Consider the following 23348-nt stretch of genomic DNA (forward strand, 5'->3'; position numbering starts at 1 on the left):
GAGGTGGTGATGAAAGAGGTTGTGATAGTCGGGGCGTTACGGACACCGATTGGCTGCTTCCAGGGGACGCTGGCGCGCCACTCTGCCGTTGAATTAGGTAGCATGGTGGTCAGGGCGTTACTGGAACGCACTGGCGTGGATGTTCACGCCGTGGATGAAGTGATCCTCGGACAGGTACTTACCGCAGGCGCCGGGCAGAATCCGGCGCGTCAATCCGCCATCAATGGTGGGCTACCCAATACCGTTTCCGCCATCACCATTAACGATGTCTGCGGCTCGGGTCTGAAAGCGCTGCATCTGGCGACCCAGGCTATCCAGTGCGGCGAAGCCGACATTGTGATTGCGGGCGGGCAAGAAAATATGAGCCGTGCGCCGCATGTTCTTACCGATAGCCGCACCGGTGCACAGTTGGGAAACAGTCAACTGGTCGACAGCCTGGTGCATGACGGACTGTGGGACGCTTTCAACGATTACCATATGGGCGTTACTGCGGAAAACCTGGCGCGGGAATACGGCATCAGCCGTGAATTACAGGATGCCTACGCGCTGCACTCACAGCACAAGGCACGGATGGCAATCGATGCCGGACGTTTTAAAGATGAAATCGTGCCGGTGGTAACGCAGCGTAATGGGCAATCTTTCGTGGTGGATACCGACGAGCAGCCGCGCACCGATGCCAGCGCCGAAGGGCTGGCGCGTCTGGATCCTACCTTTGACCGGCTCGGTTCGGTCACCGCGGGTAACGCTTCATCCATCAACGATGGCGCCGCCGCGGTGATGATGATGAGCGAAGCCAAAGCGCAGGAGCTGAATTTACCGGTGCTGGCCCGCATTCGCGCCTTTGCCAGCGTCGGGGTTGATCCCGCACTGATGGGGATTGCGCCAGTGTATGCGACGCGCCGCTGTCTTGAGCGTGTGGGCTGGCAACTGGCTGATGTTGATCTTATTGAAGCTAACGAGGCGTTCGCCGCGCAAGCATTATCCGTTGGGAAAATGCTGGAGTGGGATGAACGGCGGGTAAATGTGAACGGCGGAGCCATTGCTCTCGGCCATCCGATTGGCGCATCTGGCTGCCGAATTCTGGTTTCACTGGTACATGAAATGGTGAAGCGTCGGGCGCACAAAGGACTGGCAACGCTGTGTATTGGCGGCGGTCAGGGGGTGGCGCTCGCTATCGAACGAGACTAATCCCCGTCATACTTCAAGCTGCATGTGCGTTGGCTTTACTCGCTCACCCCAGTCACGTACTTATGTACGCTCCGGGGAATTCGCTGCGTCGCCGCCTTCCTGCAACTCGAATTATTTAGGGTATATATTTTTCTTCTCGAACAGTTTTCTGCCGTGTTATCTCTTCCTCTATAAAAAAGCCCTCCAACAGGAGGGCAAGGCCAGTTACAGAAACATACACTCTAAACCCTGCCAACATATCAAAACGTTGTTTCATTTCATGTGATTGACTGCGCACTTTGTTTGAAAAGGTGTGCAAACATCGTATGAGCCCGACTGTATTTTCAGTGTCTTATCCCTACCACTAATGAACTACTTTTTTGTGTATTTATCTATCTAATTGTTTTAAATAATTTTATTTGAAATGTTCTCGCGAATTATATGCGCTAGCGTGATCGCAATTACACTTTTGACAATAAGATGCAGAAAAAGTGAAACATCGTTTTAGTTGTAATTGAAAACCCATTCCGGGAGGGATATCATGAGCGCATAAGATAAAACGGAACAGCGTTTTGCTATTCGTTTAAGCATTCACGGTCAATTTATCACTGGAGGTAAATGTGGACGTAAGACAAAGCATCCATAGTGCGCATGCGAAAACCCTGGACACTCAGGGGCTGCGTAATGAGTTTTTGGTCGAAGAAGTGTTTGTCGCAGATGAATACACCATGGTCTACAGCCACATCGATCGCATCATTGTTGGCGGCATTATGCCAGTGGCCAAAACCGTCTCTGTGGGTGGCGAAGTCGGCAAACAGCTGGGCGTAACCTATTTCCTCGAGCGTCGTGAGCTGGGTGTGATCAACATCGGCGGCCCTGGCACGATTACCGTTGACGGCCAGTGCTATGAAATTGGCCATCGCGATGCGCTGTACGTCGGGAAAGGGGCAAAAGAAGTGGTATTCGCCAGCATCGACACGGCGAAACCGGCGAAGTTTTACTACAACTGCGCGCCGGCACACACGACTTACCCAACCAAAAAAGTCACGCCAGCAGACGTTGCGCCAGTGACGCTGGGCGATAACCTCACCAGTAACCGTCGTACCATCAACAAATACTTTGTGCCGGATGTGCTGGAAACCTGCCAGTTGAGCATGGGCCTGACGGAACTGGCGCCGGGTAACCTGTGGAATACCATGCCGTGTCATACCCATGAACGTCGTATGGAAGTCTACTTCTACTTCAATATGGAAGAAGATACCTGCGTCTTCCACATGATGGGTCAGCCTCAGGAAACGCGTCATATTGTGATGCACAACGAACAGGCGGTGATTTCTCCGAGCTGGTCAATTCACTCCGGTGTCGGCACAAAAGCTTATACGTTCATTTGGGGCATGGTCGGCGAAAACCAGGTCTTTGATGATATGGACCATGTTGCAGTCAAAGATCTGCGCTAATCGCGGGCGACAGCCGTGCCTGCTGCGGCAGGCAATATAAAAATTAAGGATTTACAATGATTTTGAATGCATTCTCTCTTGAAGGAAAAGTCGCCGTTGTGACCGGTTGTGACACCGGCCTGGGTCAGGGTATGGCGTTGGGTCTGGCTGAAGCAGGTTGCGATATCGTCGGTATCAACATTGTTGAACCGACGGAAACCATCGAACGCGTGACCGCACTGGGCCGCCGTTTTTTAAGTCTGACCGCCGACCTGCGTCAAATCGACGGCATTCCGGCGCTGCTTGAGCGTGCAGTGGCGGAATTTGGTCATATCGACATTCTGGTCAACAATGCGGGTCTTATTCGTCGTGACGATGCGATCGACTTCAGCGAAAAAGACTGGGATGACGTGATGAACCTGAACATTAAGAGCGTGTTCTTTATGTCTCAGGCCGCGGCGAAACACTTTATCGCTCAGGGTAACGGCGGCAAAATTATCAATATCGCCTCTATGCTGTCCTTCCAGGGCGGGATCCGTGTGCCGTCTTACACCGCGTCTAAAAGCGGCGTAATGGGCGTCACCCGTCTGATGGCGAACGAATGGGCAAAACATAACATCAACGTCAACGCAATTGCGCCGGGGTATATGGCGACGAACAACACTCAACAACTGCGTGCTGATGAGCAGCGTAGCGCAGAAATCCTCGATCGTATCCCGGCGGGTCGTTGGGGGCTGCCGAGCGACCTGATGGGGCCTGTCGTGTTCCTGGCGTCCAGCGCATCTGACTATATCAACGGCTATACCGTTGCGGTTGATGGCGGCTGGCTGGCACGTTAATTCGCTTTCCTGAACCGTCAAACCCTGCCCTCTGGCAGGGTTTTTTTTACATTTGGATCATTAAAATCCATATTGTGGTTATAAATTATTCCATATTTATTTCCATATATATGGATTCTTGATTTTTAATATTCATTAATATCAATAGATTAAATTTAATTGAGTGATTGTCATTAAATTTTAAAATTGGAATATCCATCACATAACGATGTGGTGTAGCTATTTAATCCATGTTTTTGCCGTTTCCCGCCTGACGCTTCCTGTAAGGGATCCCTTACTTTCAATGACATGGTTACTCTGTATCTGGCAGGAAAAAATGGTCTCAATAAATAATGATGCTGCTTTAGCGCCGCGCACTGCGCGCGATACGCGACGTATGAATATGTTTGTATCTATCTCTGCGGCTGTCGCAGGGTTGTTATTCGGCCTGGATATTGGCGTGATAGCCGGCGCGTTGCCTTTTATCACCGATCATTTTGTCCTGACCAGCCGTCTGCAGGAGTGGGTGGTGAGCAGCATGATGCTGGGTGCGGCAATGGGTGCGCTGTTTAACGGTTGGCTGTCATTCCGCCTGGGACGTAAATACAGTCTGATGGCGGGCGCGATCCTTTTCGTCGTCGGATCTCTGGGGTCGGCCTTCGCCTCCAGCGTAGAAATGCTCATTTTTGCCCGCGTGGTGCTGGGCGTTGCGGTGGGGATCGCGTCTTACACCGCACCGCTCTATCTCTCCGAAATGGCCAGTGAGAACGTGCGTGGCAAAATGATCAGTATGTATCAACTGATGGTAACGCTGGGTATCGTACTGGCCTTTTTGTCCGATACGGCATTCAGCTACAGCGGTAACTGGCGCGCTATGCTGGGCGTGCTGGCGCTCCCGGCGGTGTTACTGATCATCCTGGTTGTTTTCCTGCCCAACAGCCCGCGCTGGCTGGCGGAAAAAGGTCGCCACATCGAAGCCGAAGAAGTACTGCGTATGCTGCGCGATACGTCAGAAAAGGCCCGCGATGAGCTGAACGAAATCCGTGAAAGTCTGAAGCTGAAGCAGGGCGGTTGGGCGCTGTTTAAAATTAACCGCAACGTGCGTCGCGCGGTTTTCCTCGGGATGTTGCTGCAGGCGATGCAACAATTTACCGGGATGAACATCATCATGTATTACGCGCCGCGAATTTTTAAAATGGCGGGCTTTACCACCACAGAGCAGCAAATGATTGCCACGCTGGTGGTCGGCTTAACGTTTATGTTTGCCACCTTTATCGCCGTTTTCACGGTCGACAAAGCAGGACGTAAACCGGCGCTGAAAATTGGTTTCAGCGTGATGGCCCTCGGGACGCTGGTGCTTGGTTATTGCCTGATGCAGTTTGATAACGGCACGGCTTCCAATGGACTATCCTGGCTGTCAGTTGGCATGACGATGATGTGTATTGCAGGCTATGCGATGAGCGCCGCGCCGGTGGTGTGGATCCTGTGTTCGGAAATTCAGCCGCTGAAATGCCGCGATTTTGGTATTACCTGCTCCACAACCACCAACTGGGTATCGAACATGATTATTGGCGCAACGTTCCTGACGCTGCTCGACAGCATTGGCGCAGCCGGTACGTTCTGGCTTTATACCGCGCTGAACGTCGCGTTTATCGGGATTACCTTCTGGCTTGTTCCTGAAACCAAAAATGTCACGCTGGAGCATATCGAACGCAAGCTGATGGCGGGTGAGAAGTTAAGAGATATTGGGGTGTAAGCCAGACATTCGTGTCGGATGGCGGCTCAGCCTTATCCGGCCTAGGAGTGGTGTCTCGTCCAGGCCGGGAAAGCGTTAACGCGACCCGGCTTTTTTATTTAGCACTTTACCCGTGCAGAAAATCTTCGCGTATGGGCGTAAAGGTATCCAGCAACGTTCCCGGTTTTAAACAAACGCAGCCATGCATAATGTTCGGCTGTTTATACAGGGTATCGCCTGCCCTGACGACATGCTTTTCTTCGCCGATGGTAAATTCAAACTCACCGGACAACACGTAAGTCAGCTGCTCATGCGGATGATTGTGCATCGGGCCTATCGCGCCTTGCTCGAAGTTCACCTCAACCGCCATCATTTTACCGTCGTGAGCGAGAATGCGCCGGGTAACGCCATTGCCCAGATCGTCAAGCGTGGTCTCTTTATGAAAAATAAACATCCGGCCTTCCTGTTGTTAATTAAAACGATGTTTCATTAAACCTATATCAGAAAATTAAAAAAAGAAATGCACGCCAACAGATGTGGAAAGTTGATCACATCTTTGGTTCACTGGAGAGACAATAACGAGTCAGGGGAAATGATGAAAACGATCGGTCTGTTAGGCGGTATGAGCTGGGAATCCACTATTCCTTATTATCGGCTCATTAATGAAGGGGTAAAACAGCATCTGGGTGGTCTGCATTCGGCACAGATTCTGTTGCACAGCGTAGATTTTCACGAGATTGAAGTTTGTCAGTCAAGCGGTGACTGGCAGCGGGCCGGGGAGATCCTCGCGCAGGCCGCCACAGGGCTTCAGCAAGCTGGAGCGCAAGGGATTGTGCTGTGTACAAATACCATGCACAAAGTTGCTGAGGCGATTGAAAGCGCCTGTGATGTGCCGTTCCTGCATATTGCCGACGCAACGGGTCGGGCTATACAAAAGCAGCAGATGAGCAACGTGGCGCTACTGGGTACGCGCTACACCATGGAGCAGGATTTTTATCGTGGGCGTTTACAGACTGAATTTGGCATTAGCACGCTTATTCCTGAAGCTGATGACCGCCAGAAAATAAACCAGATTATTTTCGACGAGCTGTGCCTCGGTGAGTTCAGCGAAGCCTCTCGCGACTATTACCTGAGCGTGATTGACCAGTTGGCTAAACAGGGGGCGCAAGGGGTTATCTTTGGCTGTACCGAGATTGGTCTGCTGGTTCCGGCAGAGCTAAGCCCACTACCTGTTTTCGACACTGCGGCAATCCATGCGCAAGATGCGGTGGCATTTATGCTTTCGACTGTGGATGCAAAATAGCCTCCAGCGGTTCGATAAGTCTCGGCAGATGGGCTTGCAGATGTGCAGTAAAAGCATCAACCAGCGCCGAGGCGGGGCGATGAAGCGGGTGAATCAGACTGACCGTGAACGGCACCGAAATACTGAAGCGGCGGATAACGACTCCGCTGCTGGCGTAATCCAGCGCGGTCAGCGGGTTTACCACCGAGATCCCAACGCCCGCCCGCACCATCGCACAAATTGAAGCGGCGCTATGGGTTTCAATCACCATGCGGCGCTTCACCTGATGTTCATTAAACAGGGTGTCCAGTAGCTGACGGTAACTGTCGGTTCGTGACAGGCTGATGTAGTTCTCTCCCTGAAAATCCTGCGGTGTTAATACCGCTTTGCGGGTCAGCGGATGCCCTTGCGGCAGTACGCACACCTCATCCAGCGCCAGCAATTCAGTGCGTTTCGTTCCGGCAGGTGTATGCAGCGTTTCCGTTAACCCCAGATCGTGGCGCTGTGCCGACAGCCACTCTTCCAGCAGCGGTGACTCCTGCGGCACTATCTGAATATTGACCTGCGGATAACGCGCGAGAAATGGCTGCAGCAGCGGCGGTAAAAAAGACTGTGAGAATACTGGCAGGCAGACGATCGACAGTTCGCCTTGACGGAATTCGCGCAGGCTTTCGGCGGCGCTCACTATTCTGTCCAGGCCATACCACGAACGTTGCACCTCTTCAAATAAACGTAATCCCTGTACCGTTGGATGCAAGCGCCCACGGCTGCGCTCAAACAGCTTTAGCCCCAGAACTTGCTCGAAGCGCGCTAACTCGCGGCTGACGGTAGGCTGTGAGGTATTGAGCATCCTCGCGGCTTCCGTCAGGTTTCCCGCCGTCATCACAGCGTGAAAGATTTCAATGTGACGCAGGTTAACGGCGGGCATGGGCAATCCTCGAATGAACCAATCCATATCATTTTTGCATAGACTCACGATAAAACGATATTTTTTATTCTTTTCGGGTTGTGGCGTAATCATAAAAAAGCCAATACAGGAGCACACCATGCCACGTCCACTCAACAACACAGACACTGACCTGACCGCCGACAACCTGCTGCGCTTGCCTGCCGAATTCGGCTGCCCGGTGTGGGTCTATGATGCGCAGATTATTCGCGCCCAGATTGCTAAGCTGAGTCAGTTTGACGTGGTGCGTTTTGCTCAGAAGGCATGTTCGAATATTCATATTTTGCGTCTGATGCGCGAGCAGGGCGTGAAGGTTGATTCCGTCTCGCTTGGCGAAATTGAACGTGCGCTGGCGGCAGGCTTTGTACCTGGGAAAGATGAGATAGTCTTTACCGCCGATATGATTGATGAAGCGACGCTCGCGCGGGTGCATGAATTGAGCATTCCGGTAAATGCCGGGTCGGTGGATATGCTGGAACAACTGGGTCAGGTCTCGCCGGGCCATCGCGTGTGGCTGCGCGTAAACCCTGGCTTTGGGCATGGGCACAGTCAGAAAACAAATACCGGCGGTGAAAACAGCAAACATGGTATCTGGTACAGCGATCTACCGGCGGCGCTGGAAGTGATCCAGCGCTATAAGTTAAAGCTGGTGGGGATTCATATGCACATTGGCTCCGGCGTAGACTACGGCCATCTGGAGCAGGTGTGCGGCGCAATGGTGCGCCAGGTGGTTGAATTTGGTCAGGATCTGGAGGCGATCTCCGCGGGCGGCGGTTTATCAATCCCGTATCGTGAAGGGGAAGAGGCGATCGACACCGATCATTACTTCGGCCTGTGGAATGCCGCGCGTGAGCAGATCGCTAAACACCTGGGCCACCCGGTCGCACTTGAGATAGAGCCTGGTCGTTTTCTGGTCGCAGAAGCTGGCGTGTTAGTGGCGCAGGTGCGCAGCGTAAAAGAGATGGGCAGCCGTCACTTTGTGCTGATCGACGCGGGATTCAACGATCTGATGCGCCCTGCGATGTATGGCAGCTATCACCATATCTCCGCGCTGGCGGGTGATGGCCGCTCGCTGGAAAACGCGCAGCAGATTGAAACCGTGGTGGCGGGGCCGCTGTGTGAATCCGGCGACGTGTTTACCCAGCAGGAAGGTGGGAATGTAGAAACCCGTCTGTTGCCTGCGGTGGTGTCGGGAGATTATCTGGTCTTGCATGATACCGGGGCGTACGGCGCGTCAATGTCGTCAAATTACAATAGCCGCCCGCTGCTGCCGGAGGTCTTGTTTGATAAAGGCGTGGCGCGACTGATTCGCCGTCGCCAGACCATTGATGAGCTACTGGCGCTGGAGTTAATCTGAATATAGCGTTGTGAAACGCCGGATGGAGCTACGCTTATCCGGCCTACGAAATTAACTGGCCGGATAAGGCGCTTGCGCCATCCGGCACTATTCGTAATACGGCCCCGTTGTCACCGATTCACGCAACACCAGTTTACCGGTAAACGGCGGGATCGGCTCTACGCTCTCGCCGTTAGCCAGCCGGATAGCCTGGTCGATTGCCGTGGTTATCATGGTATCAATCGGCAGATAAACGGTAGACAGCCCCGGCTCCAGCCATTTGGCGCTGGGCGCATCATCAAAACCAAATAATGAGACGTCCGCTGGGATCCTTAGTCCGGCCTGATGTAACGCTTTTGATGCGCCTAATGCCATGTCATCGTTACAGGCGAACAGAGCGCTGAATTTCACCCCTTCCTCCAGCAGTTCACGACAGGCTTCATAGCCTCGCGTCATCGTGGAGTCGCCGTATTTGACCTTGTCAGGATCCCAGGGAATACCGTTTTTTTCCAACGCCTTACGATATCCCATCAGGCGGGATTTACCGGTAGGCGTATGGCCAGGCACGGTGATACAAGCAATATCGCTGTGTCCCTGAGAGATCAGATAATTGACCGCCTGATATGCTGCATCTTCTTGTTCAAAGAAAATGGCGCGATCGCGGGCCTGACTGACATCACGGTTGATGACCAACAGGGGCATAGCAATGCTGTTCATCAGCGACATTATCGCCTTTTCACTCATATAGCGGGTATAGAGAATAATGGCGTCGCACTGCCTGTCGGCCAGCATTTGTACGGCTTCCTGTTCACGCTCCGGCGTGTCGTGCCCGTCGGTGACGATCAACTGTTTGCCGTGAGACTCCGTCTGGCGCGAGGCCTGTTGCAGCAGGCGGCCGAAGTAGAATCCATCAAATGTCGAAACGACCAGACCAATGCTGTTGCTGGTGCGGTTTGCTAAAGAGCGCGCTAAAAAATTGGGTCGATAATCAAGTGCCTGCATGGCCTTAAACACTTTCTGGCGCGTGCTCTCTTTTACCTGACCCGTGCCATTCAGTACGCGCGAAACGGTCGCTTTTGAGACACCTGCGTGCCGTGAAACGTCCAACATCGTAGTCATAACGCTATCCTGGTTAATCGTTTGATGATGAATTCCCTGGCTCCGTCAGCGTCGAAACGGAATGGCGACGCACCAGAGTTGGGTTAAAAACGTGGGTAATTTCAGGCACGGGGCGCTTCTCCGCCAGCGCGAGTGCCAGTTCGGCGGCCTGGGTTGCCATCGTCACGATGGGATAGCGTACCGTGGTCAGACGTGGGCGCACGTAGCGGGAAACCAGCACATCATCAAAGCCAATCAGCGAGATTTCTCCCGGCACATCAATGCCGTTATCATTCAATACGCCCATGGCGCCAGCCGCCATTGAGTCGTTATAGCAGGCTACCGCAGTGAAGTTTTTACCACGCCCAAGTAACTCGGTCATCGCCTGTTCACCGCCGCTTTCATCCGGTTCGCCGAAGGTCACCAGTCGATCGCTGACCGGTATGTTGCTCTCATTCAGCGCGTCGTAATAACCTTGCAGACGATCTTCCGCATCCGAAATCGTGTGATTGGAGCACAGATAGCCAATGCGCGTATGGCCTTGTTGAATGAGGTGTCGGGTAGCGAGCCACGCGCCGAAACGGTCATCGAGGGCAACGCAGCGCTGTTCGAATCCCGGTAGAATTCGGTTAATCAAGACCATGCCGGGGATTTGCTTCATTAACGAAGCCAGTTCGGCATCCGGGATTATTTTGGCATGGACAACAAGCGCCGCGCAGCGATGACGAATGAGCTGTTCAATCGCCTGACGTTCCTTCTGTTCATTATGGTAGCCGTTGCCAATCAGCAAAAAATTCCCGGTGTTATAGGCCACCTGCTCGACAGCTTTAACCATTGCCCCAAAGAATGGATCGGACACATCACCGACCACCAGGCCGATGGTTTCTGTGGATTGTTGCGCCAGCGCACGCGCGTTGGCATTGGGGTGGTAGCTGAGTGATTCCATTGCACTCGTTACGGCCAGACGCGATGCTTCGCTGGCTTTGGGGGAATCATTGATCACTCGAGAAACGGTGGCGACTGAAACACCAGCTAGTCGGGCTACATCCTTTATGGTCGCCATGATAGTACCTGTTGTGGGTAAACGCTTACATTCCGTCAGTGTTACGGAAAATGGCTGGCTGTTCAAGCAGATTGCCCGTCAGGACGTCGCAAATGTGAGCGCGCACGAGCGAAGTAAGACAGAAAATAGAAAATGCTAATTTTTGCTTACACTTTGCGATGTGCTGTTGCGATTGTTCGCTGGTGGGAGAACTGAGCGGATTGCTAGAGTTGGGATCCCAGAGGTATTGATAGGTGAAATCAACTTTCGGGTTGATCACTAGAATTACACCAGCCTGCGCAGATGCGCAGGTTTTTTTTTATCTTCAGCCTATCTGTAACAGTAACCGATAATTTACACAACTCGTTGCATTTGGGTTCATTCCTTTGCGTTTTCGCGCTGGCGTATCTGGTGTCTGACGACCACAATCAAGATCCCAGAGGTATTGATTGGTGAGATTATTCGGTACGCACTTCGTACCTGTCTCTTGCACCGACCTGCGCGGATGCGCAGGTTTTTTTTCGGATTGTATTTACCAGTTACCTGTCGCGCCTGTTCCCCAACTCGTATACTCTCCCACCATTAATGTTTATGTAATTAATGGCACAGGGAGTTGAGATGCTATTTGGCTTTTTTCGTAATCTGTTTCGCGTGCTTTTCCGCGTTCGCGTCACGGGCGATGTTAGCGCGCTACAGGGAGAACGCGTTCTAATCACTCCCAACCATGTCTCATTTATAGACGGCATCCTGCTGGCGCTATTTTTACCAATTCGTCCCGTCTTCGCCGTTTACACCTCGATCAGCCAGCAATGGTATATGCGCTGGCTAACCCCGCTGATTGATTTCGTGCCGTTAGACCCAACCAAACCAATGTCGATTAAACATCTGGTTCGTCTGGTCGAGCAGGGGCGTCCGGTGGTTATTTTCCCGGAAGGACGTATTTCTACCACCGGTTCGTTAATGAAAATTTATGACGGCGCGGGGTTTGTCGCCGCTAAGTCGGGGGCGACGGTCGTTCCTGTCCGCATTGAGGGCGCAGAGCTTTCCCGCTTTAGCCGCCTGAAAGGTCGGGTTAAACAGCGATTCTTCCCGCGTATCCAACTGCATATTCTGCCGCCGACCCACATGCCGATGCCGGAAGCGCCGCGTGCCCGCGATCGCCGCAAAATTGCTGGTGAAATGCTGCATCAAATTATGATGGAAGCGCGCATGGCGGTGCGTCCGCGTGAAACGCTATACGAGTCGCTGCTGGCGGCAAAATACCGTTTTGGCGCAGGCAAAAACTGCATTGAAGATATCAACTTTACCCCGGACAGCTACCGCAAGCTGCTCACGAAGACGCTCTTTGTGGCCCGTATTTTGGAAAAATACAGTGTCGAAGGTGAAAAAATTGGCCTGATGCTGCCAAACGCGGGCATCAGCGCGGCGGTCATTTTTGGCGCCATTGCGCGTCGACGCATTCCGGCCATGATGAACTACACCGCGGGCGTGAAAGGGTTAACCAGCGCCATTACTGCCTCCGAAATCAAAACGATCTTCACATCCAGACAGTTTCTCGAAAAAGGCAAACTCTGGCATTTACCAGAACAGCTCACCCAGGTGCGCTGGGTTTATCTGGAGGACTTAAAAGCTGATGTGACATTTAGCGATAAGCTGTGGATTTTCTCACATCTGCTGGCACCGCATCTGGCGCAAGTTAAACAGCAGCCGGAAGAGGCCGCGGTGATCCTCTTTACCTCCGGTTCGGAAGGCCATCCGAAAGGCGTGGTCCATAGCCACAAGAGCATTCTGGCGAACGTTGAGCAGATTAAAACGATTGCCGATTTCACCGCTGATGACCGCTTTATGTCGGCGCTGCCGCTGTTCCACTCCTTTGGCCTGACGGTGGGATTATTCACGCCGCTGCTGACTGGCGCAGAAGTGTTCCTTTATCCCAGCCCGCTGCATTACCGCATTGTGCCAGAGCTGGTATATGACCGGAACTGCACCGTGTTGTTTGGTACGTCTACGTTCCTTGGCAACTACGCGCGTTTCGCGCATCCGTACGATTTCCACCGCCTGCGCTATGTGGTGGCGGGCGCGGAAAAACTGCAGGACAGCACAAAGCAGCTGTGGCAGGAGAAATTTGGCCTGCGCGTCCTTGAAGGCTATGGCGTGACGGAATGTGCGCCGGTGGTGTCGATCAACGTACCAATGGCGGCAAAACCGGGAACGGTAGGGCGCATCTTGCCTGGCATGGATGCCCGACTGTTAGCCGTTCCGGGTATTGAGGACGGTGGGCGTTTACAGCTGAAAGGCCCCAATATTATGAGCGGCTATTTACGCGTTGAAAAACCCGGTGTGCTGGAAGTGCCGACGGCAGAGAATGCGCAAGGTGAGATTGAGCGCGGCTGGTATGACACCGGCGACATTGTGCGCTTTGATGAAAACGGCTTTGTACAGATTCAGGGGCGCGCCAAGCGTTTCGCTAAAATTGCCGGAGAGATGGTGTCTCTGGAAATGGTTGAGCAACTGGCGTTGGCGGTATCTGCAGACAAAATGCACGCCACGGCGATCAAGAGTGATGCCAGCAAAGGTGAGGCGCTGGTGCTGTTTACTACCGACACCGACCTCACGCGTGAAAAACTACAACAGTATGCGCGGGCGCACGGCGTACCTGAACTTGCCGTACCGCGTGATATTCGCCACCTGAAGCAACTCCCATTACTCGGCAGCGGTAAGCCGGATTTTGTTACGCTGAAAAGCTGGGTCGATGAGCCGGAAAAACAACATGAGTGAGTCAGTGCACACTAACACTTCAATCTGGTCCAAAGGGATGATGTCCGTTATCGCCGCGCAGTTTCTGTCGGCGTTTGGCGATAACGCGCTGCTGTTCGCCACGCTGGCGCTGCTGAAGGAACAATTTTATCCGGACTGGAGCCAGCCAATCCTGCAAATGGTGTTTGTGGGCGCTTACATCCTGTTTGCGCCGTTTGTTGGACAGGTGGCGGATAGCTTTGCCAAAGGCAGAGTGATGATGTTTGCGAACGCCCTGAAACTGTTGGGTGCGGCGAGTATTTGCTTCGGCATTAATCCCTTTCTCGGGTATACGCTGGTGGGGATCGGCGCGGCGGCGTATTCACCGGCCAAGTATGGCATTCTCGGTGAACTGACTACCGGTGACAAACTGGTGAAGGCCAACGGCCTGATGGAAGCCTCCACCATTGCCGCGATTTTGCTCGGTTCTGTCGCCGGCGGCGTACTGGCCGACTGGCATGTGATTGCCGCGCTTTCTGCCTGTGCGCTGGCTTATGCTGGCGCGGTAGTGGCTAACCTGTATATCCCGAAACTGGCCGCGGCTCGCCCTGGTCAGTCCTGGCATCTGGGGAAAATGACGCGCAGTTTCTTCTGTGCCGCCTCTTCGCTATGGCGCAACGGTGAAACACGTTTCTCGTTGGTCGGAACCAGCCTTTTTTGGGGCGCGGGCGTCACGCTGCGTTTTCTGCTGGTGCTGTGGGTCCCGGTGGCGCTCGGTATCACCGATAACGCCACGCCGACCTATCTCAATGCCATGGTAGCGATTGGGATTGTGGTAGGCGCGGGTGCGGCAGCGAAGCTGGTGACGCTGGAAACCGTGTCGCGCTGTATGCCGGCGGGGATCCTGATTGGCATCGTGGTGCTGATTTTCTCTCTTCAACATTCGCTGCTTCCGGCCTACGCGTTGCTGATGCTTATCGGCGTGTCTGGTGGCTTCTTTGTGGTGCCGCTGAATGCGTTGCTGCAGGAGCGGGGCAAGAAAAGCGTCGGTGCGGGTAATGCGATAGCGGTGCAAAACCTCGGCGAAAACAGTGCGATGCTGCTGATGCTGGGTATTTACTCACTGGCGGTGCTGGTGGGGATCCCGGCAGTTGCGATTGGTATTGGATTTGGTGCGCTGTTTGCGCTGGCGATTGCGGCGCTGTGGATTTGGCAGCGCCGCCATTAGTCTGTTACGTGCTGTTGCCGGATGGCTGCGTTGCCTTATCCGGCCTACAGGGAACGCTGTCTGTAGGCCTGATAAGCATAGCGCCATCAGGCGCTAACCGTTACGGTGCAGGATAGGTATACACCTGATGCACCGCTTCAATCTCCGCCAGTACTTCTTCGCTCAGCTCCAGATGCAGGCTTTCAACGTTGGTTTTTAACTGCTCCATCGTCGTGGCACCCAGCAACGTGCTGGCGACAAACGGCTGACGACGCACGAATGCCAGCGCCATTTGCGCAGGATCCAGATTATGGCGTTTCGCGATATCCACATAGGCCGCGACGGCTTTTTGTGTTTGCTCGCCGCTGTAGCGCGTGAAACGGCTAAACAACGTATTACGTGCACCGGCAGGTTTCGCGCCGTTCAGGTATTTACCGGTTAACGTACCGAAGCCCAGGCAAGAGTAGGCCAGCAGTTCAACCCCTTCATACTGGCTCACTTCCGCCAGTCCAACCTCAAAGCTGCGGTTCAGCAGGCTGTAAGGGTTCTGGATGGTGGCGATGCGCGGCAGATCGTGTTTGTCCGCCAGGTGCAGATAGCGCATCACGCCAAAGGCGGTTTCATTGGACACGCCGATATAGCGAATTTTCCCCGCCCGCTGAAATTCTGCCAGCGCGTCCAGCGTATCCAGCAGGGAAACGACCGGCGCGGAGTCCGTCCAGCTGTAGCCTAACTTACCAAAGCAGTTGGTCGGGCGCTGCGGCCAGTGAACCTGATACAGATCGAGGTAATCGGTTTGCAGTCTTTTCAGGCTGTCATGCAGCGCTTCACGGATATTTTTACGATCCAGCGCCTGATTCGGGCGAATGCCGCTGTCGTTGTTACGTGATGGGCCGCTGACCTTAGATGCAACGATTAGCTTTTCGCGGCTACCGTGTTTGGCGAGCCAGTTACCTACGTAGGTTTCGGTGAGACCCTGGGTTTCAGGACGCGGCGGTACCGGATACATCTCGGCAACGTCGATTAAATTTATGCCCTGTGCTACGGCATAATCGAGCTGTGCATGTGCGTCGGCTTCGCTGTTTTGTTCACCAAACGTCATTGTGCCCAGCCCCAGTGTACTGACTTCCAGCGAGCTGTGGGGTATACGGTGATATTGCATAGCCGTTTCCTTTTTATAATCACGACATAAGGATTATAAAAATGGCTGAGGGAAGCGAAAAAGGGAAGTAAAATTGTTAAGGCCAGCGCGCTGCTGACCTCAACCATCAGCGTTCAATGATTTGAGACACATCATCGCGGTTAATCTGCATCGCATTGCCCTGCTGGTCGTGATAGCTCACCAGACCGGTATCATCGTCAATTTCTGGTTTTCCATCGGTCAGGATCATTCGACCATCTTTTGTTGCCATTACATAATCGCTGCTGCATCCGGAAACGGCAAAAGCCAGTCCTACGGCGGAAATCAAAACTGCCCATTTTTTCATCTGCTTATCCTCACATGGCCTGCGTCTGACAATAGTTTAGTAATAACGCGAAGTTGTGCATGGTGAAAGCAGTAAAATCTTAAACTGTGAGAAGGGGTAGGTGTGGCCGGCATTCGCTCCCCTTGCAGGGAGCGATGGGTTTCCTCAGAGCGGATTTTTTTTATTACGCCACAGGTTCAGGGTCTCTACTGCGATAGAGAAGAACATAGCGAAATAGATATATCCTTTCGGAACGTGGACGTCGAAACTTTCCAGAATTAGCGTAAAACCGACCAAAATCAGGAACGAGAGCGCCAGCATTTTTACCGAAGGATGGCGATCGACAAACTCGCCAATTGGGCGCGCGGCAAACATCATCACGCCTACGGCAATCACCACCGCCGCCATCATAATAAACAGATGATCGGACAAGCCAACCGCAGTAATCACGGAATCCAGACTGAAGATAATGTCTAACAACATGATCTGCACAATCGCGCCCAGGAAAGAAGATACGCGGGTTTTCAGTCCCTCTTCCTCGCCTTCAATGGATTCGTGGATCTCCTTACTGGCTTTCCAGATAAGGAACAATCCCCCCAGCAGAAGGATCAGGTCGCGCGCTGATATCGCCTCGCCAAACAGTTCGAATAGCGGGTTTGTCAGCCGCGTTACCCAGGCGATAGAAGCCAGCAGTGCCAGACGCATGATCATCGCCGCTGCAAGCCCAATGCGTCGGGCATGATTACGTTGCGCTGTCGGGAGTTTGGCTACAACCAGAGAGAGGAAAATAATATTGTCGATCCCAAGAACGATCTCCAGCAGCGTCAGCGTACCGAGCGCAAGCCAGGCGTTAGGATCGGTTATCCATGCAAATAACATCTAACAAAGTCCTGCCAAAAAAAAGAAGCGGTAATTATAGGCCCGTAACGCGGCGGGTGAAAGGCCGGACGGTGCCTATTGCGCCTGGAACAAGAAATGTCGCTCAAGCAATGCGCGGGTGAAGTTCTTTTTCAAGTAAAAGCCGCGTGGCAGGGTGAGGATGGGTTCGCCATGAGCGCCAATGGCCTCGGTTAGCGCTCGGGCGTTGGCTGCTTTAGGACGCAGCTGCAGTACTTCCCCATGGCGAGCGGTGATGCGTTCGACATGGCCTAACACTATCATGTCCATCAACTCTTCCCAGTCCAGACGCAACTGCTGGTCTTCTTCTTCATTCGGGCTCCACAGCAGGGGAGAGCCGACGCGGCGCTCAGCCAGCGGGATGCTGCGTTCGCCTTCCACCGGGATCCACAGAACGCGTTTAAGTTTGTGCCGCACATGGCTGGTTTCCCAGGTGACGCCAGTATTACCGGTTAACGGCGCCACACACACAAAGGTGGTTTCCAGCGGTCTGCCAAGACTGTCCACAGGGATCGTTTTCAGCTCCACGCCTAGTGCCGCAAAATCCTGCTCTGGTTTACTGCCCGCGCTGGCACCGAGCCAGATTTCCAGTAGCACGCCAATCCAGCCTTTATCGCGCTTGAGATCCTTAGGCGCCACGATTCCCGCCATTGCCGCTAATTCTCCTAACGCGTAGCCCGAAAGTAGCCGCGCCTGGCTTAGCAACTGGGCTTCAGATTCAGGGGGAGAAAGCAACGGACGGAGTTCAGGCATCGGGTTAACCCTTAGGTGAAAAAATGAGCAATGATTTTATACCGTGTGGACAGAGTTTATCTTTTTCCACATCCTTTATTCAATTCTATGATTTATATTGGTTTTTAGATTCACGTGTGCAGAGTTGCGCAACAGCGAAGTGGGTTTTCCAATTCTGGTCACTGACAATGAACAGGATCTTACACCATGTTATCCACAGAAAGATGGGATAACTGTGAAAAAGCCCCACTACTGTTTCAATTTACAGCCTTGACGTGCGACGAAAATCGAATTTTCACACAAATTGTGCCTAACTTATTGGCATAATCTGTGGATAAAACCAACGCTGGTCGATCTTTCATCAGCCTGAAGATCGTGTGCGTGATACACGTCACATTTCTAAGTGTTTATTTGCACTGATCGGTTTTAACTTTATGAATCCATAAGACTATTTTTGATATGTGACGAATGTCTTATTCGGACTGTTCTGGGTTTTCCCATAGTAATTCCGTACTTCTTCACAACTATATCCACAGAAAAGGTGAATAAAATCGCCTTGCTTGCCCTTATTCTGTTTATAACTCGGCCCTTAGCTGTGAGTTATTCAATTGTTATTAGAATATCGCACCCTTAACAGAGTGGTTTACCGCCCCTCAGGAGTGTGAAACAATCGTTTGTATATAAGGTTTATGTTGAGGTAGTCCGGTGATTGATGACGATGGCTACCGCCCGAATGTAGGGATAGTAATTTGTAACCGCCAGGGGCAGGTCATGTGGGCCCGGCGATTTGGTCAGCACTCCTGGCAATTCCCGCAAGGTGGGATAAATGCAGGAGAGACAGCAGAGCAGGCGATGTACCGGGAACTCTTTGAAGAAGTGGGTCTTAGTCGTAAAGATGTACGGATCCTTGCTTCTACTCGTAACTGGTTGCGTTACAAGTTACCGAAACGTTTGGTGCGTTGGGACACGAAGCCGGTTTGTATCGGCCAGAAACAAAAATGGTTTCTTCTGCAATTGATCAGCAGCGATGCTGAAATCAATATGCAAACCAGCAGTACACCTGAGTTCGACGGCTGGCGCTGGGTGAGTTACTGGTATCCGGTTCGACAGGTGGTGTCATTTAAACGCGATGTCTATCGCAGGGTGATGAAAGAATTCGCAAGTGTTGTCATGGCGCTTCAGGAGAGTACTCCTAAGCCGCAAAGCGCACCTGCGTACAGACGTAAAAGAGGTTAAGCTACGCAAATTATGCTCACCCGCCTGCGCGAAATAGTCGAAAAGGTGGCCAGTGCTCCGCGTCTGAATGAAGCGCTGAATATTCTGGTTACCGACATCTGTCTTGCGATGGATACAGAGGTCTGTTCGGTTTATCTGGCCGATCACGATCGACGTTGTTATTACCTCATGGCGACCCGGGGACTGAAAAAACCGCGTGGTCGCACTGTCGCACTCGCGTTTGATGAAGGTATCGTTGGCCTGGTTGGCAGGCTGGCGGAACCTATCAACCTCGCCGATGCGCAAAAACATCCCAGCTTTAAATACATTCCTTCGGTAAAAGAAGAGCGCTTTCGTGCGTTCTTAGGCGTGCCGATCATTCAGCGCCGCCAGCTTTTAGGTGTGCTGGTGGTACAGCAGCGCGAATTGCGCCAGTACGATGAAAGTGAAGAGTCTTTCCTCGTCACGCTCGCCACGCAAATGGCGGCTATTCTTTCGCAGTCGCAGCTAAACGCGCTATTTGGCCAATACCGGCAAACGCGTATCCGTGCATTGCCTGCCGCTCCCGGTGTGGCAATAGCCGAAGGCTGGCAGGACGCGACGCTGCCGCTGATGGAACAGGTCTATCAGGCTTCAACGCTGGACCCGGTGCTTGAGCGCGAGCGACTGACCGGTGCGCTGGAAGAGGCGGCGAACGAATTTCGCCGCTACAGCAAACGCTTTACCGCCGGGGCGCAGAAAGAAACGGCGGCGATCTTTGATCTCTATTCACACCTGCTTTCCGATACCCGTCTGCGCCGTGAGCTGTTTGCGGAAGTGGATAACGGTTCGGTGGCCGAGTGGGCCGTGAAAACGATCATCGAAAAGTTTGCCGAACAATTTGCCGCGCTGAGTGATAACTACCTCAAAGAGCGGGCCGGAGATTTACGTGCGCTGGGCCAGCGTCTGCTGTTCCATCTTGACGACTCTGTTCAGGGGCCGAATGCCTGGCCGGAACGTTTTGTGCTGGTGGCGGATGAACTTTCCGCGACCACGCTGGCGGAACTTCCTCAGGACCGGCTAGTCGGCGTGGTTGTCCGGGACGGCGCAGCCAACTCCCATGCGGCAATTATGGTTCGTGCGCTGGGTATCCCTACCGTCATGGGGGCCGATATCCAGCCTTCGGTGCTGCATCGCCGTACGTTGGTGGTGGACGGTTATCGCGGTGAACTGCTGGTTGATCCGGAACCGGTGTTGATCCAGGAATACCAGCGTCTTATCAGTGAAGAAATTGAGCTGAGCCGCCTGGCGGAAGACGACGTCAACCAGCCAGCGCAGTTGAAAAGCGGCGAGCGCGTGAAAGTGATGCTCAATGCGGGTCTCAGCCCGGAACATGAAGAAAAGCTGGGAAGCCGGATCGATGGCATTGGTCTGTATCGCACAGAAATCCCGTTCATGCTGCAAAGCGGTTTTCCTTCGGAAGAAGAACAGGTTGCACAGTATCAGGGTATGCTGCAAATGTTTAACGATAAGCCGGTAACTCTGCGTACGCTGGATGTCGGCGCCGATAAACAACTGCCCTACATGCCAATAAGTGAAGAGAACCCGTGCCTTGGCTGGCGTGGGATCCGCATAACGCTCGATCAGCCAGAGATCTTTTTGATCCAGGTTCGCGCCATGCTGCGAGCCAACGCGGCAACAGGCAACCTCAGCATTTTGCTGCCGATGGTTACAAGCATTGATGAAGTGGACGAAGCGCGACGTTTGATTGAACGTGCCGGACGCGAAGTGGAAGAGATGATCGGCTATGCGATCCCGAAACCGCGCATTGGCATCATGCTGGAAGTTCCGTCGATGGTATTCATGCTGCCGCATCTGACAAACCGGATAGACTTTATCTCGGTCGGAACTAACGATTTAACCCAGTACATTCTGGCCGTCGATCGTAACAATACGCGGGTAGCCAGCATTTATGACAGCCTGCATCCGGGGATGTTACGTGCGCTGGCGATGATTGCGCAGGAAGCCGAAAAAAGCGGTATCGATTTGCGCCTGTGCGGTGAAATGGCGGGCGACCCGATGTGCGTGGCTATTCTGATCGGCCTTGGTTTTCGTCATTTGTCGATGAACGGTCGTTCCGTCGCTCGCGTCAAATATCTGCTGCGTCATATCGATTTTGATGAAGCGCAAACGCTGGCGCAGCGCAGCCTGGAAGCGCAGATGGCGGCAGAAGTACGCCATCAGGTAGCGGCCTTTATGGAGCGCCGTGGCATGGGGGGATTGATTCGCGGGGGATTATAGGCCTGACAAATTTCGTGTTATCAGCCTGTAGGCCTGGTAAGCGTAGCACCATCAGGCATTGCGGGGGGATAAAGATTACCTATACAGATCTTTTACATCTTCCCGGCATCCGCTGCGATCCCCTTGTGCTATCATTCGCACCTTTGGAGCGCCTGTATTATGCAGGCGCGCTTATCAATTGCTGTCTGACTTCAGCGAAATAACAAGAACTTGTGGTGACAGATGACCAGTAGCTATCTGCATTTTCCGGATTTCGATCCGGTCATTTTCTCAATCGGACCCGTCGCGCTTCACTGGTACGGCTTAATGTATTTGGTGGGGTTTATATTTGCGATGTGGCTGGCGACCCGCCGCGCGAATCGTCCGGGCAGTGGCTGGACCAAAAATGAAGTAGAAAACTTACTGTATGCGGGCTTCCTTGGGGTGTTCCTTGGTGGACGTATTGGTTATGTACTGTTCTATAACTTCCCGTTATTCCTCGACAACCCGCTGTATCTGTTCCGCGTCTGGGACGGTGGGATGTCCTTCCACGGTGGGCTTATTGGTGTGATCCTGGTGATGATTATCTTCGCCAAACGCACCAAACGTTCGTTCTTCCAGGTTTCTGATTTCATCGCCCCGCTGATTCCGTTTGGTCTGGGCGCAGGGCGTCTGGGTAACTTTATCAACGGTGAGCTGTGGGGACGCGTTGACCCGAACTTCAAGTTTTCCATGCTGTTCCCGGGCTCTCGCACCGAAGATATTTTACTGCTGCAAACTAACCCGCAATGGCAGTCTATTTTTGATACCTACGGCTCGCTGCCGCGCCACGCCTCACAGCTTTATGAGATGGCGCTCGAAGGTGTCGTGCTGTTTATCATTCTCAACCTGTACATTCGCAAGCCGCGCCCGATGGGCTCGGTATCCGGTCTGTTCCTGATTGGCTATGGCGCGTTTCGTATTATCGTTGAATTCTTCCGCCAGCCGGATGCGCAGTTTACCGGCACCTGGGTACAGTACATCAGCATGGGACAGATCCTCTCTATCCCGATGATTGTCGCAGGCATTATTATGATGGTTTGGGCGTACCGCCGCAGCCCACAGCAACACGTTTCCTGAGGAACCATGAAACAGTATTTAGAACTGATGCAAAAAGTGCTGGATGAAGGCACACAGAAAAACGACCGTACCGGAACCGGAACGCTTTCCATTTTTGGTCATCAGATGCGTTTTAATCTGCAGGAAGGGTTCCCGCTGGTTACGACTAAACGCTGCCATTTACGCTCGATCATTCATGAGCTGCTGTGGTTTTTGCAGGGCGACACCAACGTTGCCTACCTGCATGAAAACAACGTCTCAATCTGGGACGAATGGGCGGATGAAAACGGTAATTTAGGCCCGGTTTATGGCAAACAATGGCGCGCGTGGCCTACGCCAGATGGACGCCATATTGACCAGATCACCACGGTGTTAAACCAGCTCAAAAATGACCCGGACTCTCGCCGTATCATCGTTTCCGCATGGAACGTCGGCGAGCTGGATAAAATGGCGCTGGCGCCGTGCCATGCGTTCTTCCAGTTTTACGTAGCGGATGGCAAGCTCTCCTGCCAGCTGTATCAGCGTTCGTGCGATGTGTTCCTCGGCTTGCCGTTTAACATTGCCAGCTACGCCCTGTTGGTGCACATGATGGCGCAGCAGTGCGATCTGGAAGTAGGTGATTTTGTCTGGACCGGTGGCGACACGCACCTGTACAGCAATCATATGGATCAAACGCATCTGCAGCTTAGCCGTGAACCGCGCGCGCTGCCGAAGCTGGTTATCAAACGTAAGCCTGAATCTATTTTTGACTATCGCTTCGAAGACTTCGAAATTGAAGGCTACGATCCGCATCCTGGTATTAAAGCGCCAGTGGCTATCTAACCGGCTTCATGCTGTCACAACCGACGCCTGTGTGCGTCGGTTTTTTTTATCTAAAA

The 23348-nt window shown here is 53.0% G+C and carries 20 protein-coding genes; 12 read left to right on the plus strand and 8 right to left on the minus strand.

Annotated elements, in window-relative coordinates:
- Nucleotides 1-9: 9 nt before the first annotated feature.
- The 4 genes from OGV80_RS13270 (at nt 10) to araE (ending at nt 5177) form a co-directional block, all read left to right on the plus strand.
- Nucleotides 10-1188 (plus strand): acetyl-CoA C-acetyltransferase, encoded by a 1179-nt coding sequence (locus OGV80_RS13270; RefSeq protein ID WP_006686936.1) that lies wholly within the window; start codon nt 10-12, stop codon nt 1186-1188.
- Between the two features lie 599 nt (nt 1189-1787).
- Nucleotides 1788-2624 (plus strand): 5-dehydro-4-deoxy-D-glucuronate isomerase, encoded by an 837-nt coding sequence (kduI, locus tag OGV80_RS13275; RefSeq protein WP_008785720.1) that lies wholly within the window; start codon nt 1788-1790, stop codon nt 2622-2624.
- A gap of 56 nt (nt 2625-2680) precedes the next feature.
- Nucleotides 2681-3442: a 2-dehydro-3-deoxy-D-gluconate 5-dehydrogenase KduD gene (kduD, locus tag OGV80_RS13280; RefSeq protein ID WP_003033923.1), complete on the plus strand. Its 762-nt coding sequence runs from the start codon at nt 2681-2683 to the stop codon at nt 3440-3442.
- Nucleotides 3443-3758: 316 nt separating this feature from the next.
- Nucleotides 3759-5177, plus strand: a complete 1419-nt coding sequence (gene araE, locus OGV80_RS13285; RefSeq protein ID WP_043017983.1) for an arabinose-proton symporter AraE — start codon at nt 3759-3761, stop codon at nt 5175-5177.
- Nucleotides 5178-5283: 106 nt separating this feature from the next.
- On the opposite strand, the gene OGV80_RS13290 is transcribed toward araE, so the two are convergent.
- Complete coding sequence (locus OGV80_RS13290; RefSeq protein ID WP_043017447.1) at nt 5284-5610, minus strand: cupin domain-containing protein; 327 nt, start codon at nt 5608-5610, stop codon at nt 5284-5286.
- A 141-nt stretch (nt 5611-5751) separates the two neighbouring features.
- Between OGV80_RS13290 and OGV80_RS13295 the strand changes: the two genes are divergently transcribed.
- Nucleotides 5752-6459, plus strand: a complete 708-nt coding sequence (locus tag OGV80_RS13295) for an aspartate/glutamate racemase (protein WP_075145676.1) — start codon at nt 5752-5754, stop codon at nt 6457-6459.
- Here OGV80_RS13295 and OGV80_RS13300 read toward each other — a convergent pair.
- On the minus strand, nt 6431-7366 hold the full coding sequence (locus OGV80_RS13300) for a LysR family transcriptional regulator (RefSeq protein ID WP_043017982.1): 936 nt from the start codon (nt 7364-7366) through the stop codon (nt 6431-6433). The two genes, OGV80_RS13295 and OGV80_RS13300, sit on opposite strands and share 29 nt — an antisense overlap.
- A gap of 118 nt (nt 7367-7484) precedes the next feature.
- Between OGV80_RS13300 and lysA the strand changes: the two genes are divergently transcribed.
- On the plus strand, nt 7485-8741 hold the full coding sequence (lysA, locus tag OGV80_RS13305) for a diaminopimelate decarboxylase (protein ID WP_043017445.1): 1257 nt from the start codon (nt 7485-7487) through the stop codon (nt 8739-8741).
- Nucleotides 8742-8828: 87 nt separating this feature from the next.
- Here the strand turns inward: lysA and OGV80_RS13310 are convergent, their stop codons facing one another.
- Nucleotides 8829-9839: a LacI family DNA-binding transcriptional regulator gene (locus OGV80_RS13310; protein ID WP_047408970.1), complete on the minus strand. Its 1011-nt coding sequence runs from the start codon at nt 9837-9839 to the stop codon at nt 8829-8831.
- Between the two features lie 13 nt (nt 9840-9852).
- The gene (galR, locus tag OGV80_RS13315; protein WP_043017443.1) at nt 9853-10881 is read right to left on the minus strand and encodes an HTH-type transcriptional regulator GalR; all 1029 of its coding nucleotides are present in this window, start codon (nt 10879-10881) and stop codon (nt 9853-9855) included.
- 597 nt (nt 10882-11478) lie between these two features.
- Here galR and aas point away from each other — a divergent pair.
- Together aas and lplT are read left to right on the plus strand one after the other, a co-directional pair.
- Nucleotides 11479-13638, plus strand: coding sequence for a bifunctional acyl-ACP--phospholipid O-acyltransferase/long-chain-fatty-acid--ACP ligase (gene aas, locus OGV80_RS13320; protein ID WP_199994608.1), 2160 nt, complete (start codon nt 11479-11481; stop codon nt 13636-13638).
- On the plus strand, nt 13631-14824 hold the full coding sequence (lplT, locus tag OGV80_RS13325) for a lysophospholipid transporter LplT (protein WP_075145678.1): 1194 nt from the start codon (nt 13631-13633) through the stop codon (nt 14822-14824). The genes aas and lplT overlap by 8 nt, the downstream gene beginning before the upstream one ends.
- Before the next feature lie 100 nt (nt 14825-14924).
- On the opposite strand, the gene OGV80_RS13330 is transcribed toward lplT, so the two are convergent.
- From OGV80_RS13330 to mutH, 4 genes are all read right to left on the minus strand, one after another.
- Nucleotides 14925-15965 (minus strand): NADP(H)-dependent aldo-keto reductase, encoded by a 1041-nt coding sequence (locus OGV80_RS13330; RefSeq protein ID WP_003033954.1) that lies wholly within the window; start codon nt 15963-15965, stop codon nt 14925-14927.
- Between the two features lie 106 nt (nt 15966-16071).
- Nucleotides 16072-16290: a lipoprotein YgdR gene (gene ygdR, locus OGV80_RS13335; protein WP_000758660.1), complete on the minus strand. Its 219-nt coding sequence runs from the start codon at nt 16288-16290 to the stop codon at nt 16072-16074.
- Between the two features lie 144 nt (nt 16291-16434).
- Entirely contained in the window at nt 16435-17148 is a 714-nt protein-coding gene (locus OGV80_RS13340) for a TerC family protein (RefSeq protein ID WP_003033961.1), read from the minus strand.
- Nucleotides 17149-17223: 75 nt separating this feature from the next.
- Nucleotides 17224-17919 (minus strand): DNA mismatch repair endonuclease MutH, encoded by a 696-nt coding sequence (gene mutH, locus OGV80_RS13345; RefSeq protein WP_043017438.1) that lies wholly within the window; start codon nt 17917-17919, stop codon nt 17224-17226.
- 684 nt (nt 17920-18603) lie between these two features.
- Here mutH and rppH point away from each other — a divergent pair.
- The 4 genes from rppH (at nt 18604) to thyA (ending at nt 23292) form a co-directional block, all read left to right on the plus strand.
- Nucleotides 18604-19134 (plus strand): RNA pyrophosphohydrolase, encoded by a 531-nt coding sequence (gene rppH / locus OGV80_RS13350; RefSeq protein ID WP_135324454.1) that lies wholly within the window; start codon nt 18604-18606, stop codon nt 19132-19134.
- Between the two features lie 12 nt (nt 19135-19146).
- Nucleotides 19147-21393, plus strand: a complete 2247-nt coding sequence (gene ptsP / locus OGV80_RS13355) for a phosphoenolpyruvate--protein phosphotransferase (protein ID WP_043017437.1) — start codon at nt 19147-19149, stop codon at nt 21391-21393.
- Between the two features lie 222 nt (nt 21394-21615).
- The gene (lgt, locus tag OGV80_RS13360) at nt 21616-22491 is read left to right on the plus strand and encodes a prolipoprotein diacylglyceryl transferase (RefSeq protein WP_043017436.1); all 876 of its coding nucleotides are present in this window, start codon (nt 21616-21618) and stop codon (nt 22489-22491) included.
- A gap of 6 nt (nt 22492-22497) precedes the next feature.
- On the plus strand, nt 22498-23292 hold the full coding sequence (thyA, locus tag OGV80_RS13365; RefSeq protein WP_003033990.1) for a thymidylate synthase: 795 nt from the start codon (nt 22498-22500) through the stop codon (nt 23290-23292).
- The last annotated feature ends 56 nt before the right edge of the window (nt 23293-23348 follow it).

The sequence above is a fragment of the Citrobacter sp. Ce119 genome, from assembly GCF_030334525.1.
GTDB classification, from domain to species: Bacteria; Pseudomonadota; Gammaproteobacteria; order Enterobacterales; family Enterobacteriaceae; genus Citrobacter; species Citrobacter europaeus.